This window comes from Corynebacterium sp. 13CS0277 (assembly GCF_002994655.1).
Lineage (GTDB): Bacteria > Actinomycetota > Actinomycetes > Mycobacteriales > Mycobacteriaceae > Corynebacterium.
This window is the reverse complement of the sequence record NZ_PPDL01000016.1, coordinates 14,205-29,110: the sequence shown is the minus strand read 5'-3', so window position 1 is coordinate 29,110 and position 14,906 is coordinate 14,205. Positions and strand designations below refer to the sequence as shown.

Below are 14,906 nucleotides of genomic sequence, written 5' to 3'. Positions count from 1 at the left end.
GGCCCGTGGCTGTCAACAAGATTCTCCTGTACTACGTGTTCACTCCCCTGGCCGACCCGGAGGCGATCCGGCTGTGGCAGCGGGACCTGTGCCGCTCCTTGGGGCTGACTGGCCGCATCCTCATTAGCGAGCACGGCATCAACGGCACCGTCGGCGGTGACCTGGAGGCCTGCAAGAAGTACGCCCGCATCACCCGCGAATACCCCGGCTTCAAAAAGATGGAGTTCAAGTGGTCGGAGGGCACCGGCAACGACTTCCCGAAGCTGTCGGTGAAGGTCCGCAAGGAGATCGTGGCGTTCGGCGCGGCCGATGAGCTCAAAGTCGATGCCGACGGCGTCATTGGCGGCGGCGTGCACCTGAAGCCGGAGGAGGTCAACGCACTCGTGGCGTCCCGCCCGGATGCGGTGTTCTTCGATGGGCGCAACGCCATGGAGGCGCAGATCGGCAAGTTCAAGGACGCCATCGTGCCGGACGTGCGCACCACCCACGACTTCATCCAAGAGATCGAGTCCGGTAAGTACGACGACCTGAAGGATAAGCCGGTCATCACCTACTGCACGGGTGGTATCCGCTGCGAGATCCTGTCCTCCCTCATGAAGAACCGTGGCTTCAAGGAGGTCTACCAGATCGATGGTGGCATCGTCCGCTACGGGGAGAAGTACGGCAACAAGGGCCTGTGGCAGGGCTCCTTGTACGTCTTCGACAAGCGCATGCACATGGAGTTCGGCGACGACGAGAACTACACCCAGCTGGGCCACTGTGTGAACTGTGGGCAGGACACCAACAAGTTCGAGCACTGCATCAACGAGGACAACTGCCGCGACCTGGTGCTCATGTGCGCTGATTGCTACGCCAACCCGGCGACCCGCCACTGCGGCAAGCCGGAGTGCGTGGAGGTCGCCCGCGCCGCCGCAGCGGCCGACACCCAGGCGCATACCTCGGCATAGCGCCCCCGCCAACCACGAGGGATTCCCCTCACTCTGTCTGGCGGCACACGCCGCAGACACCGGGCCCCACGCTCCCCAGTATCGGGTGTGCGTGGGGGCCGTGGCGTGCAGGGTGACGTGCCCACACGTGTGGACGCCGTGGGTCGCGATGACAGCAGGGGCGCACGCGGCTGCCTGCGCGCGGCACCGAACTGGGGCTCAGGAGGTCAGCGCCCCTGAGGCGAGGATGCCGTCCGGGGGTGGGGCTAGAAAAGCGCCTGCGGCTGTTAAGGGCGCTGCATCCACACGTCCTGCTGCGGCAGCCGCCGCCAGAACCACCAGCACACCACCAGCGTTGCCGCCATCATGAGCAGCCGGCCCACAGTGCCACCCAGCAGCAACACCAGCATGACGGCGATGAAGGCGGCGCACACAGCCACATAGCGGCGGCTGGGGTGGCGGGACACCTGGTAGCCGATAAGGACCAGGCTCATAGCCAAGGTGATGCCGAACGGGAGGTAGAGCCCCAGCCCATCGATGTCCGGGTTGTGCTGCTGCGTGTTCGACAACGTGACGAAGGCAGCGCCGGCGAGGACGAAGGGCATCGCCGCCGCCGCGACGGTGGCGAAGGTCTGCGTCGTGCCCGTCGGCGCCTCGCGAGGCAGCGTGGCGCGCGGGGAGCGAGGGGTGTCGTTCATGGGAACTCCTTCTACGCACGGCGCCGGGGATCGTGGCGCGAGGGCCACCGGGATCCTGCGGCGGTTCGGCCCGCCCTGCGCGCCCTACCGTGCGCTGGGGTGCTCCCCGGGCGGAGGAGCAACCCTCTGCGTGCGGGCGAGGAACAGGGGCGGGTGGGGCTTGTGCTGCCCAGCCTAGCGAGAATCCCACCACCGCGGGCGCGTGGTGCGCGGGCACCGTCACGGTGCCCGCAGGGCGCCGCCGCAGCACGCAGATGCTGAGAACCTCAAGCGCCCCCCGAGGCAGGAGACCCCCTTGTACAAGCCACCGCCCACCCAGGCTGTGGAGCCTGACCCCCGGGGAGGTGACCCCTGTCGACGCACCGCGTGTGATGCCGCCGCGGCGGGGTGTGCGCGTGCTACTTCTGCCCCAGGATCGCGATGGTGCCCGTCGACGTCATCCACAACAGGAAGAACGGCATGAGGAACCACATGCTCGCCAACCACGGCCGCCAGCGCACCCCCTGCCTCCACGTCCAGTACGTCAAAAACGACGAACCCAACACACCCCCCAGTGCCACACAGCCAGGGATGACGGGGAAGAGGATCTCAAACGTGCGGGAACACAACCAGGACGACACGCCCGCATCGCACAGCGGGCCGCCAGCAGCCCTGCTCGTGAGCGCCACGGCGAACGCCACAATGCCCGTCAGCACCGGGATGGCCACGCAGTACAGGATGGCCATCCGGGTGGAGTTTTCGTTGCGCTCCAGGCGGGCGAGGGGATCGTCGACGAAGTCGAGTTCCCGGCGCAGGTGCTCGGGGAAGTCCTCGTCCGTGGCCCAGGGGTCGTTCTCCGGGTGCCAGTGCGGCAAAGACTGATTGCTCGTCAATTCGGACACCTCCACAACATCGCCCCACCGTGGCGGATGAGCACACCCGCCATCGGGGGCAGGGCAGCCAGCACACAGGGGACTGGGGAACACAGAGTAGGACGGGGATTGAAGAAGAACATTGAAAAAGAACACGGCAGGAAACAACAGCACCACATCTGTGGGCGCGCGCCGCCACAGACGGCCATCGTGCGGCTACTGCCACTGTCCTTATTCCAGGCTAGCCCCGCAGCACGCGAATGCCACACGGCCACCCCCATCCTATCCCCCACGGGGTATTGCACCCGCGTGGGGGTGGGGGCACTTGGGGGCGATATACGCGCCGTTGGAAGCAAACAAACACACCATGGCTGCAGGGCGTCAATAAGCGGTGCCGCGGCGGGCGCGCCGGGCTGCGGGTTGTGGAGATATGCCGACGCCCCGACACGCACAGGGGCGCGCCGGGGCGGATGAATGCGAGGAGAGTGCGGCCTAGCGACGGTTGGCGAACGCGGCGGCGGAGTAGTCCTCCGCCAGCTTCTTAATCACCGGCACCATCTGCTCAGCGATGGCGAGATCCTTCTCGTCCAGGGTCTCCAGCATGCGGGCCAGGTGCTTGGTGCGCTCCTCGCCGACGCGGGCCAGCTCCTGCTTGCCCTTACCGGTCAACTGGACGCGCACACCACGACGATCGGAGATGTCGCGGAGGCGCTCAATCATGCCGCGCTCCTCGAGCTGGTGCAGAGCGTTGGATGCGGTGGGCATCCGGATGCCCTCCTCGCGGGCCACGTCGCTAATGCGCGATGCGCCGTTTTCGGCGAGGCGGGTCATGATGGTCAGCTGCGGGCCGGTGAGGTCCGACTGGCTGGCCATGCGGAAGTAGGTCACGTAAAGCTTCGTCATCGACGGCCGAATCTCGGCTGCAATGTCCTCAGGAGTCGCTGTCATGGCATGAATTGTATCGTTTTGCCAGCCCACATAGCTAGTCGAGGGGCAGAAAAAAGGCGGGAAGTTAGTAAAACCACAGCCTGTGGGCCTGTTAGCCAAATGCCACAAACCTGCTACCGGGCGGCGAGCGAGCACTGTGAGGGCTGCGAACCACGCCACATGTGCCGCGTGATTGCGCAGGTCGCTCGGGGCTGTGTTGCGTTCACCCTAAGGGGTGGCGCGTTGAATATTTGCCGGTCTATTCAATGGGTTGCAATAGGTCATGGCTAAAGTCATCCGCGTGTGCGCTGTGAGCGAACGGGCCGAATTCGCGCCCGCGAATTAATCGTAGTACCAACGGGTTCTCACCCGCCTGGAGGGGGTGGGGGGTATTGCTCGCCAAATAGTATGCAGGCACGCGAATCGCGACGCTGCAGCCTGCCGATCCTTTGCCCCATCCGGGATTGACGGGCTGGGCTTCGCGGGATAGTTTCACGCTGCCGCTGGCGTGGGGTCAGAGGCGGCCTCGGCGCAGGTCAACGCCCATGCTGGGTTGGCTGACGGGACGCCTGTGTCGGCTCCGACGGACATGTCACGGATATTGGCTTCGCGGGAAAAGGGGCCGGAATTCGGGCGGCAAAAAATGCCGAAAAAATACGACACTCCGCACTCGCGTTGGGGAACCTCCGCACGGGCGACAGTGAATGTGCTGCTCAGGGGCGTGTGCGGCGTGCGGATACCCCTCCCCGCAATGGGTATCACTTGGGCTTGCCCCCGCCCTGCTCGCGGGGGCATCTGCCCGGCAAAGCCCCGAAGCTCGCAGCCCTCTGTCCTCTTGCAGCTGTGAATGTGTGGCTGCGTGGTCCGCTTCCACTCCCCTGCTGCCCGGCGTGCAGACGTCGCAGGCTACCCACCACGAGCGTGGCACGGTCGCTGACCGTGATCCGGACGTGAAAGGCTCCGGGCGGCGGGCATCCCGGAGGTGCGAACGGTCGGTTCCGTGGTGGGTTGCTGCGATGGTGGTTGTCGCGTGAGCTTCGCGTTGCTGTCGCGCGTGTGAATGGGGAATCCCTCACGTCGGCGATTTCTCTCGCGGCAGCGAGGGGTCTCACGCGCCCCGATCCTCATGTCCTCTCGTGGGTCCTGAGGGTCAAGTCCTGAGTGTGCTCTGCCGGTTGGTCGGCCAGTGATGGGCGTGGCCGGTGCGGGGCTTGCGAAGGTGGGAACCGGTCCATGGGCCGCGTTCCCGCGCTTGGCGGACGTGGTGTGGCGGGCGCGCAGTCGGCGAAACTCTTGATGTCGAGGCGTGACCCTCAGAGGTTCTTGAGAAGCAATTGAACGCTGGTGAAGTGACCTGACTTGTGTGTGGCGCAGTGTGCTGACCTGCAGGAACGACAAGTTGTGGGTGCCAATCCGGCCGACCTGTGCAACTGTGGTTGATCACGCGCTGCGGGCGGGTCGGAACACTGGTATGACTGACGTGGTGGAAATCAACTATGAGTGGCAGCGAAGGAACACCATCCGCCTCTACCGGGAGGGTGCCCTGCGGCGCGATGACCTGTGTGACGCGGACCCGCTACTCATCACGGCGAGCGAGTACCACGGCCAACCGGCCGCCTACCCTTGCCCGATCTGTGGCAGCCTCAGTTTGCGCACCGTGTCGTGGGTTTACGGCGACAACATCAAGGGGGCCTCGGGGTCGGCGCGTTCCGCAGAAGAACGGCAGCGCCTCGCAGCGGATGGGAGTATCTTCACCACCCACGTCGTGGAGGTGTGCCCGGAGTGTCGGTGGAATCATTTGCTGCGGGCGACGACGCCGGACGATTCCCGCCCCGCCGGCACGGTGCCCGCGCCGGCGCACAAGGTGCAAGCCCAGCACGAGATGATGGACGACGGCCAGCAGCCGGTGGGCGGGAACGGCAGTGAGCGCAGTGCGGGCAGCGCCGACGGCGAAAGAGACGACGGAAGTGCTGACACGACTGCCGCGGCCAACGATCCGGCGACGGCCGACACCGACGAGGCCTCCACCAACGCGGCAGTGACGCCTGTGCCTTCTCCCCTGGCACCTCCCACTCCTTTCGACGACTAGGCAGCCGACACCCATGGGTGTGGTGTGAAACTGCGGCACGCGCACCCGGCATGGTGCCTGGCAGTCTCCTCGGCTCCGCTGTGCGGCAATCTTCCCCCACGCTGCGTGGCAGCCGCGCTCCACGCACGCCCCCACCCCATGACGCACTGCACCCCGCGAGAAGGCTTCCTCGCGGGGTGCAGTACTTTGCCTGCCGCAGGCAACTGCGGCAGTGGGGGTAGAAAAATTACATCTTCACCGGAACAACGGTGCGGGACTCGGTCGGCAGCGGGATCGACACGGTGCGCTTCCCGCTGAACAGGCCGTTGCACTCGACGGTGATCTTCTGCTCACCGGTCTCCCCGGCACCGGGGTTGTCGAAGGTGTAGATACCGTCGCTGTTGGTGTAGCGGGCGACCTCGCGGGTATCCCAGGACGCGGTGACGGCGCAGCCCTTGGCCGGCATGCCGAGGGTGTTGGTCACGACGACGTGGACGCCGTCCTTCTTCGGCGGCTCAGCGTCGGAGGACGCGGAGCTACCAGCGCCACCGGTGGCGAGGGCGGCAACGAGGGCGATGACGCCCACCAGGCCGCCGACGAGGGCGAGCAGCTGCTGCGGGATCTGCGGGAGAGGGGGAAGAGCGGGCATGAGGAGACCTCCTGAAAAAAGATGTGCGGATTGGCAGGATGCCTGATACTCCCCACCGCGTCATCCACCGCGAGTGGGTTTCGCTGCCGGGAGTGCTGCCGACTGTACACATCTGTTGCCGGGGGGAAGTGGCCGACTGCACAAATGCTGCCAGTCTACCCCCGTTCGGACTGGGACGCCGCCGGCAATCGGCGCGGAAAATCTGCCGCTGGCCTGGCGAAATGGGTGGCCCGCGGTGGGAGCTTATGGCGGCGATGTATGGGGTAGCCCGCACAGCCCTTGAGCCACGGATGCGGCGGCTTTGTGGGCCGGCATCGCGTGGCCCCCTATGAATATGTTGTGTGCTGACGGGTCTACGCACAGCGCCAAGTGCCTGCCCTGGCCGAGCGCATAGTCGCGGCCGCAGGCGTGGTTGCCGGCGCCGGATCCGGCATCAGCACGTACGCCGACGAGTGCCTTGCCGCGTGGGCGGCCGGCGACACACAAAAACACACGACCCCCTCGCAGATACCGGCCCGACATGGTGTCGGTGGCTTCCGCTAGGGGGTCGTGTGAGTGCTGTTGTCATGTGGCCACACCACGGATGGATGGTGGGCCGCCGTCGCAGTGCCTATCGTTTAGGCAGCGACGACCTCAAAGTTCACGTGAGCTGCAATGTTGTCGTGCAGCTGGACGTCTACCTGGTACTTACCGGTGCTCTTGACGTGGCCCTTCTTCAGGGCGACGGTGCGCTTGTCAAGAACGGGACCGCCGGCTGCCTTGATGGCGGCGACGACATCGTCAGCCGTCACGGAGCCGAACAGCTTGCCAGCCTCAGAGGTGCGCACCGCAACGGTGACACCCTCGAGGGCGTCGAGCTGGTTCTTCAGCTCGTGAGCGTGGTCCAGATCGCGGATTGCGCGAGCTTCCTGAGAGCGCTTGATGCCCTCGATCTGCTTCTCAGCACCACGGGTAGCCACGATGGCCATGCCGCGGGGAAGCAGGTAGTTACGTCCGTAACCGGCCTTGACCTCGACGATGTCGCCAGCGACACCGAGATTGTCAACGGCAGTGGTGAGGATCAGCTTCATGATCCCTGCCTTTCGTTGTGCTTGCCGCCCCACTTTCGCGTTTGCGTTGCGGCTGGGGCTAGCGAGGAAAACTGGTGGAAAAGATTGTTAGAACGGGGGCTCGTCGTCCGAGCCACCAAAACCACCGGTAGCCGGTGCCGAGTTCCACGGGTCGGACATCGCCTGCTGTTGCTGCTGGCCGCCACCGAAGCCACCCTGCTGGGCAGGGGCCTGCTGGCGGGGAGCGGCCTGCTGGCCGCCACCGTACGAGCCGCCGGACTGGCCGGGCTCGTTGCGAACAACCTGCGCGGTCGCGTTCCGCAGGGAGGGGCCGACTTCGTCGACCTCCACCTCGAACACGCTGCGGCGCTCACCCTCGCGGGTCTCGTAGGAGCGCTGGCGGAGGCGGCCGGTCACGATGACGCGCATGCCCTTGGTGAGGGACTCGGCGACGTTCTCGGCGGCCTTACGCCACACGTTGCAGGTGAGGAACATGGACTCGCCGTCCTCCCACTTGCCCGTCTGCGAGTTGTAGCGGGACGGGGTGGAGGCGATGCGGAAGTTAGCCACCTGGGTGCCGGAGGGCGTGAAACGCAACTCCGGGTCGGCAACGAGGTTGCCGACGATGGTGATCTGGGTATCTCCTTGGGCCATGTCGTTCCTTTCGTGGGGGCAAAAACTACTGGAGTTTTTTCACTGGCGGAGGGTTACTCCACCAAGTGTCCCGTTTTAACGATCGACCCGCAGCACCTTGGTGCGCAGGATGTTGTCGTTCAGGTTGAGCAGGCGGTCGAGCTCCTGGACGGTGTCGGCCTCGCAGTTGAGGTCGACGACGACGTAGATGCCCTCGCCCTTCTTGTTGATGGGGTACGCGAGAGAGCGCTTGCCCCAGATGTTCACCTTGTCGACGGTTCCGTTTTCCTTGCGGACAACCTCGAGGAACTTGTCCAGGGACGGGCCAACGGTGCGTTCGTCCTGGCTAGGATCGACAATGATCATGAGTTCGTAATGACGCACGGACCTCATCACCTCCTGTGGTCTAGATAGTTGGATTTCGGCCATCACCGGTCTTCGTGGTGGTGGCAGGAGGGTCGTTGCGTCAGCAACCCGTCTAAGATACACCAGCTCATCCCGGTTGTCGATTCGGCGCGCGGCGGCCTGTGGACAGTCCACCTACCGGGTTACCTGCGACAACGCCCACCCCGGCCCCGATTCGTGAATGACAGCGCTGTCATTCGGCGGCCCTGGGGTTGCTCCCCCAGAATTCTGAGCAATGCTTCGTCCCCACCTCGAGGATCGCCAACCGGTGCCCAAGCTCGGGCCCGGACTCGGATGCGACCATGGCTGCGTTCTCCCCCAGGTGCCGTTACCCTGCGCCCGTGCGACCTTCGTTCGCTCACACGCGGTCCGAGTGGTTCAACCCAGAGGCCGCGGGGCGCGCGGGACCGACAGGACCGAGCCGCGCCTACTCCCCTCGTACTCCCCTGTTTCCCCGTGAGGTCCCCGTCTTGCCTTTGCGTCGAGTGAGCGCGTGGGTGGCCGCGTCCGCCCAGTGGATCGCTGGATTCGGCAGCACCATCCGCGGCCGGGTCGCACCCCAACTCCGGGGCGAACCCCGGGTGGACCGTGGGCGTGCGAAAAATCTCAAAGGTCTTCGGACGCGCCCGGAGCGCGCCCGGGGGCCGGCACTGCCGCGGCGGGCAGCTGCCCGGCGGGCCGGGGTGTTAGTCCGCCCCGAGGGTTGCCCAGAACACGCCGATCGTCGTCGGGATCAGCGTGATGAGGATGATGGCGGCAACCATAAGGCCCCAGGTGAGTACCTTCGGCTTTTTGTACATGAAGGACAAAAAGCTGCCGGTGAAGCAGGCGAAGCCGGCGAAGACACTGGTGATGGTGATGATGAGAGCAGTGTTGGACACGCTTCTAACTGTCCCACATTTCTTCATTCCCTTCTGTTCCCAGTGGGGGTGGTGGCCTGTGGGGTGTCGTTCGGTGGCTTACGGCGCAGTGCGCAGAGATGATTGCCCGCCGGGTGGCGTCGTGCCGGTTGTGTGGCACCCGGGTGGTTGCCGCCGCCGCGCACAATGATGCTTTGATGCTTTCGGGCCTTCTGGTTGCTTCGTCGACAGTGTTTTGTTGTGTTTTGTTCTGTCGTCCTTGTCCGTTTGGGTCGAGTGTTCCCGACCTGCGGGACCTACCAGTTCAGCCGCGTGAACCAAGCCAGAAGACGCTGTCACAGGAGGCTGCCACACCGGGCCCAAAGCAAAAAGGGGCAGCGCCCCTGCCGCTGTGCGTGAGGGGCGCTGCCGTATGTGCCGTGATGATGATCCCGCCGCCGGTGGGCGTGTGAGCGGTGCTCGCCGGGTGGGGTGTGCCGTGGTGGCCTGTGCCGCTATTCGGCGGCGACTTCGGCCGGGGCCTGGAGGGCCGGGGGGATGAGCTCGCCGGGGATGACGAAGCCGGGGGCGATTTCGACGTCGGCCGGTGCGGGCGGCTCGTAGACCTCGATGGGGGCTTCCGCGGCGGGGGCTTCCTCCGGGGTGTCGGCGGGGGCCGGGGTGTTGTTGTAGGTGGGGGTGGGCTCGTAGTACACGTACGGCACGGAGGAGTAGCCGAGGCCCTTCGGGGTGGGGAATTCCTCGTAGTCGGCGCCCTCGAGGGCGCCGTCCATGGTGGCTTTCCAGATCCGCGCCGGGGTGGAGGAGCCGTACATGAGGCCGCCCCAGGAGTTGAGCAGCGGGGAGTTGTCTTCCGTGCCGACCCACACAGCGGTCGCGAGCTGCGGGGTGGAGCCAATCATCCACGCGTCCTTGTTTTGGCCGGTGTCGCCGAGCTGGGCGGTACCCGTCTTGGAGGCGCTGGTGCGGCCGCCGGCGAGGCTGTTGCCGTTGGAGTAGGCGGCGATGGGGCCCATAGCGGCGACGACGTTGTTGGCGACGTTGGCGCTGACGCGGCGTTCACCTTCGCTGGGCTTGTGCTCGTAGAGGACTTCGCCGGTAGCGTCTTCAACCTTTTCCACGAAGTAGGGTTCGTGCCACACGCCCTCGTTGGACAGGGTCGCCAGGGCGACAGCCATGTCGAAGGGGCGGGACTGGTACTGGCCGAGGATGATGCCCTGGTAGGGCTCCCCACCGTTCTCGGTCAGGGTGGCGCCGACGCCCGGGAGTTCCCGTGCCACGCCGAGGGCGTGCGCCATGTCGGCGACGTCCTGAGGGCCGTTCTCCAGGTCGTTTTCCAAGCGGATGAAGCTGGTGTTGTGGGAGCGCTTCAGTGCTTCCTGGATGGAGCAGTAGCCACAGTCGTCGCCTTCGACGTTGGTGACGGTGACGTCACCGGTCGTCACCGGCGCCGAGGAGTAGGCCTGCGACAGGGGGATGCCCTGCTGGAGGGCGGCCGCCAGGCCGAAGATCTTGAACGTGGAGCCGGTCTGCAGGCCAGCGTTGGCGTAGTCCCAGCCGTTGGGGTCCTCGCCGCCGTAGTAGGCGCGCACCGCGCCCGTCTTCGGCTCAATCGCCACCACCGCGGCGCGGGTTTCGGGCTTCAGCGGCTCCAGGTTGTTGTGCACCGCCGCCAGGGCGGCGTCCTGATCCTGGGGGCTGATGGTGGTCGTGACCTTGAGGCCACGGGTCTCCACATCAGTTTCGCTAATCCCGTGCGCGGCGAGCTCCGCAATGACCTGGTTCTTGATGAGGCCATTGGTGCCGTCCGCCTGGGTGAACGCCTGGTTGAGGGCCGGGTCGATGACCTCCGGGTAGACGGCGGCGGCGCGCTGCTCCGGGGTCAGTGCGCCAGTCTCCACCATGCCGTCGAGCACGTAGTTCCACCGCTGTTCGGCTTCCTCCCGGTTCGTCCACGGATCCAGGGTGGAGGGGCGCTGAATACTCGCCGCCAACACCGCCGACTCCTCGAACGTGAGATCCTGCAGCGGCTTACCGAAGTAGGCCTGGGCGGCCGCGGCCACACCGTAGGAGTTGCGGCCGAAGTAAATCGTGTTGAGGTACGCCTGCAGCACCTCATCCTTCGTCCACTCATTGGCCATCTTTGCCGAGTACACCAACTCCTTCAGCTTCCGCTTGTAGGAGCGGTCATTACCCACCACGGCGTTTTTCACGTACTGCTGGGTAATCGTCGAACCACCACCGGCCGAATCGTCGCCGGTCAGCTGGCCCTTAATCGCGCGGGCGAAACCGGAGACGGAAAACCCTCGGTTGGTGTAGAACTCGCGGTCTTCCGCCGCGAGAACCGCGTCGCGCAGCGACTGCGGAATCTGGTCAATGGTCACCTGCTCGCGGTTGCCCTCCGGGGGGACGATGCGGGCGATTTCGGTGGTGCCATCGGCGGCGTAAATATTGGACACCTGCTTGGTGACCAACTCGCCGGGCTGCGGCACTGTCGCCGCCGCATAGGCGATCGCGAACGCGCCCACCGGTGCCAGGATCATCACGGCCAGCAGGGTGGCCAGCGTGATGAGCACCTTCGCCTTGCGGCTGCGGGGCGCGCGCCGGTGTCGCCGGCGGCGCGGGGTGGTGGTGTCTTGGTCGTTGCTCACGGTTCTCACATATCCTCACAGCCGCCTGCCGGCGGCCGGGGTCGTAGATGATAAGGGGAGGTGTACCCACCACGGCACAGGTGGGAACACACACGGGTGAAGAAAAGGAAGAGAAAAGTCTGGGGTGCATAGGCACCGGCTGCACACACGCCGGCTAGCGGCGTCGGCCCTGGACTCGGCGACGTGCGCAGTTGTCTCTCACAGTATTATTCCGCCACGCTACCCAACCAAAGCGACAAGCCACGCAGCGCGCAAAGAATCCCGCCCCATTGTGCTGCGCATGCGCCCCGTAGGGTACACACATAGTTGGTGTCATCTGCCCTGATGCTGGACCATCCTGAGACGGTAACGAACGTTGGTGCCCGAGATTGACGGCGCGCAGCCTCCGATAGAGACGCCGTCGGAGACGGAACCAGGACTTGTGTTCTCAAAGCGTCGATGTTGCCTCCAGCGGTCGCGAAAGGGCGATACCGATTGCTAGGAATCAGTGACCGCTGTAGCCCTCCCTATTCAATCCCGGGTGGGCGGGAACCCTCGGTTCGAGAGCGGTGTAGGCGTATGGAGCTGCACCTCGTCGAAATCTCACAGCGTGCTGCATGTTTTTCATCCATCGGAGGGGTTGATAGCAGCGAAAGGTCGGACCAGTGGGTCGCGTTGACATTGAGTGATCGTGGTCCAGAGGGGGCGTTTCGCGTCTTCAGGGTGGTGATGGCGTCACGACGCCATCGCTTGAAGGCCCAGCGGCACATATACTGTCGCCCGAAAGGGTCGGGGTGAGTACCCCTGGATGGGGGCATGTGTCGCAACACACAAATTCGCGTCGGGCATGACTGGAGCTCGCGCTTGTCTGCTCCCTGTCAAGGTGCTGAGAATTTTCACATCCACACGTCTGCCTGCGGGAACGGTGAAATACCATGCCGGGCATGGGAGATTCGGCGCCACTCTTAGAAATTTCTCAGGAAGCTTCTGTGGGGGCTTCACCTGTGTGAACGGGTGGTTGGGGAGAAAAAGTTGCGTGTCGGAGTTGTTGCGCCCTACCCAATCCTTTAAGGTTTCTGTAAGGCATCAGGCCGACGTGGGCATGACTGGCTCCTGAGAATCCCAAGATTTTCCCAGCGGAGTCGCAGGAACTAGCCATCATGAGACGTCTACTGTCTGCCAAACTCCATACGCCCCCCAGTGGTGGGGGTACCGCCGACCCAGAGTTGGCACGCATTCAACACGGCCCTTCGGGGGTTGTTGAGCGCTGCATGGTCGGTCGAATGGTTCCGGGCATCCGCCTGGACCCACATTCACAGCATTACGGGATACCTAGGAGAAAATCTATGACCCGCAAGAGCATGGGCCGCGCTACCACCGCGGGCCTCTCGATCGCTGCAGTGGCCGGCCTCGGCTTCGCTGCAACCCCGCTCGCCTTCGCTCAGGACGGCGCCACCACCGCTCCGGCTGCTCCGGCAGCTTGCGAGGCTGGCACCCAGACTGACTTCGACGCCACCAAGGACGTCGACTTCACCCTGCACAAGAAGCTGAAGAACGACGGCGGCACCGTCGACAACAACGGCAAGAAGCTCGACAGCGAAGATGGCCTCGGCGAGGCTCTCGAGGGTGTCACCTTCTCTGTCCAGCGTGTTGAGGCTGTCGACTACGCCGGCGACATGAACAAGGCTCAGCAGGAAGCTGCCCGCCTGACCGAGGAGTACAAGAAGAACGAGGACGCTGCTGCCCTCGGTACCCTCGGCGCTGCCGTTGACATGGTCACCGGCGCCGACGGCGTTGTCTCCCAGAAGTTCAAGCCGGGCCTCTACCTGGTCACCGAGTCCAACACCCCCGAGGGTGTTACTCCGTCCAAGCCGTTCCTCGTGAACCTGCCGCTGACGGACCAGACCAACCGCGCTTGCTGGAACTACGACGTTCACGTCTACCCGAAGAACTTCAAGGTTGAGAAGCCGGAGCTGAACAAGACCGTCAAGGACGTCACCGCACCGGGCTCCAACTCGGAGAACAACCACTACACCTACGAGGTGTCCTCCAAGTTCAAGGCTGCCGCTAACGGTTGGGCTAAGTTCCAGCTCATCGATCCGCTGTCTGACAAGCTCACCTACGTGGGCGACGAGGCCGGCGACAAGGCTGACAAGGTCACCCTGAACGGCACCGAGCTGGTCAAGGACACCGACTACGAGATCATCAAGGCTGAGAAGGATGGCCTGACCTGGGTTACCATCGGCCTGACCAAGGCTGGTCTCGAGAAGATGGGCACCGCCGAGGGCGAGGTCGTCTGGACCATCAACGTTGAGGCCAAGGACACCGAGGGCCTGACCGACATCTACAACATCGCGTCCAACATCGCGGTGCCGAAGGTTCCGGAAGGCACCCCGCCGACCGATCCGAACTACCCGCCGGACCCGGAGAACCCGAACACCCCGGACCCGAAGAACCCCTTCGATCCGAAGAACCCGCCGGAGACCCCGGATCCGAAGAAGCCGACTCCCCCCGGTGAGCCGACCCCGTCCGTCGACACCTACTACAACAAGCTGGTGTTCACCAAGGTCGGTACCCCGCGCGGCGAGACCGAGGAGCAGAAGCTCCCGGGCGCTAAGTTCGAGGTCTACGAGTGCGACGCTGACATGCAGCCCACCGGCGAGTGGGCCGGCAAGCCGGTCGGCGTTGACAACAAGAAGGTCTTCGAGTCCGACGCCAACGGTGTCGTCACCATCGACGGCCTGCTGGTCAACGACTTCCGTAACAACTCCACCTTCGTCAACGGCACCGATGGCGATCTGTGGAAGGACAAGTCCTTCTACTGCCTCAAGGAGATCGAGGCTCCCGAGGGCTTCGAGCTGCTCCCGGCTCAGGTGAAGTTCCAGGTTCTGAAGAACGGCAACGTCATCTTCAACGGCGGCGAGGAGAAGCTCCCCACCGCTGACCTGACCCTGAAGAACCAGCCGAAGAACAACGGCTTCAACCTGCCGCTGACCGGTGGCGCTGGTATCGCACCGCTGGTCGTCGTCGGTGGCCTGCTGATCGCTGGCTCTGGCGCTTACGTTGCTGCTGCTTCCCGTCGCAAGAAGCAGGCCTAAGTAACGGCCAACTCAGAGTGCACTGAGGTGTAGTCTGAAACCACCCTGGGGAGGAGAACGCTTGTGAAAGTGTTCTCCTCCCCTTTGGGGCTTTAAGAACCGAAGGAGACTC

At 64.6% G+C, this 14,906-nt stretch carries 12 protein-coding genes; 3 read left to right on the top strand and 9 right to left on the bottom strand.

Translation table 11 applies throughout. From position 1 onward, the window contains the following. The first annotated feature begins 5 nt into the window (after positions 1-5). Entirely contained in the window at positions 6-947 is a 942-nt protein-coding gene (locus tag C1Y63_RS08035; RefSeq protein ID WP_106015946.1) for a rhodanese-related sulfurtransferase, read from the top strand. 266 nt (positions 948-1,213) lie between these two features. On the opposite strand, the gene C1Y63_RS08030 is transcribed toward C1Y63_RS08035, so the two are convergent. The 3 genes from C1Y63_RS08030 to C1Y63_RS08020 all read right to left on the bottom strand — a co-directional run bounded on the left by C1Y63_RS08030 (position 1,214) and on the right by C1Y63_RS08020 (position 3,423). Next, positions 1,214-1,624 (bottom strand): hypothetical protein, encoded by a 411-nt coding sequence (locus C1Y63_RS08030; protein WP_106015945.1) that lies wholly within the window; start codon positions 1,622-1,624, stop codon positions 1,214-1,216. Between the two features lie 398 nt (positions 1,625-2,022). Beyond that, entirely contained in the window at positions 2,023-2,496 is a 474-nt protein-coding gene (locus C1Y63_RS08025) for a hypothetical protein (protein WP_233195648.1), read from the bottom strand. A gap of 471 nt (positions 2,497-2,967) precedes the next feature. After that, positions 2,968-3,423, bottom strand: coding sequence for a MarR family winged helix-turn-helix transcriptional regulator (locus tag C1Y63_RS08020; protein ID WP_106015944.1), 456 nt, complete (start codon positions 3,421-3,423; stop codon positions 2,968-2,970). A gap of 1,450 nt (positions 3,424-4,873) precedes the next feature. Here C1Y63_RS08020 and C1Y63_RS13310 point away from each other — a divergent pair. Continuing rightward, a complete protein-coding gene (locus C1Y63_RS13310; RefSeq protein ID WP_158256121.1) occupies positions 4,874-5,491 on the top strand; it encodes a DUF5318 family protein in 618 nt (205 codons plus the stop codon). 226 nt (positions 5,492-5,717) lie between these two features. Here C1Y63_RS13310 and C1Y63_RS08010 read toward each other — a convergent pair whose 3' ends face one another. The 6 genes from C1Y63_RS08010 to C1Y63_RS07985 form a co-directional block, all read right to left on the bottom strand. After that, positions 5,718-6,119: a hypothetical protein gene (locus C1Y63_RS08010; RefSeq protein ID WP_106015943.1), complete on the bottom strand. Its 402-nt coding sequence runs from the start codon at positions 6,117-6,119 to the stop codon at positions 5,718-5,720. Between the two features lie 617 nt (positions 6,120-6,736). Then, positions 6,737-7,189: a 50S ribosomal protein L9 gene (gene rplI / locus C1Y63_RS08005; RefSeq protein ID WP_106015941.1), complete on the bottom strand. Its 453-nt coding sequence runs from the start codon at positions 7,187-7,189 to the stop codon at positions 6,737-6,739. A gap of 87 nt (positions 7,190-7,276) precedes the next feature. Then, on the bottom strand, positions 7,277-7,822 hold the full coding sequence (locus C1Y63_RS08000) for a single-stranded DNA-binding protein (RefSeq protein WP_106015940.1): 546 nt from the start codon (positions 7,820-7,822) through the stop codon (positions 7,277-7,279). A gap of 75 nt (positions 7,823-7,897) precedes the next feature. Then, on the bottom strand, positions 7,898-8,194 hold the full coding sequence (gene rpsF, locus C1Y63_RS07995) for a 30S ribosomal protein S6 (RefSeq protein ID WP_106015939.1): 297 nt from the start codon (positions 8,192-8,194) through the stop codon (positions 7,898-7,900). A gap of 698 nt (positions 8,195-8,892) precedes the next feature. Continuing rightward, a complete protein-coding gene (locus C1Y63_RS07990) occupies positions 8,893-9,087 on the bottom strand; it encodes a hypothetical protein (RefSeq protein WP_106015938.1) in 195 nt (64 codons plus the stop codon). Positions 9,088-9,560: 473 nt separating this feature from the next. Continuing rightward, positions 9,561-11,717, bottom strand: a complete 2,157-nt coding sequence (locus C1Y63_RS07985) for a transglycosylase domain-containing protein (RefSeq protein ID WP_369831036.1) — start codon at positions 11,715-11,717, stop codon at positions 9,561-9,563. 1,325 nt (positions 11,718-13,042) lie between these two features. On the opposite strand from C1Y63_RS07985, the gene C1Y63_RS07980 reads away from it, so the two are divergent. Then, positions 13,043-14,794 carry a SpaH/EbpB family LPXTG-anchored major pilin gene (locus C1Y63_RS07980; RefSeq protein ID WP_158256120.1) on the top strand — a complete coding sequence of 584 codons (1,752 nt, stop codon included), beginning with the start codon at positions 13,043-13,045 and terminating at the stop codon, positions 14,792-14,794. Positions 14,795-14,906 lie beyond the last annotated feature (112 nt).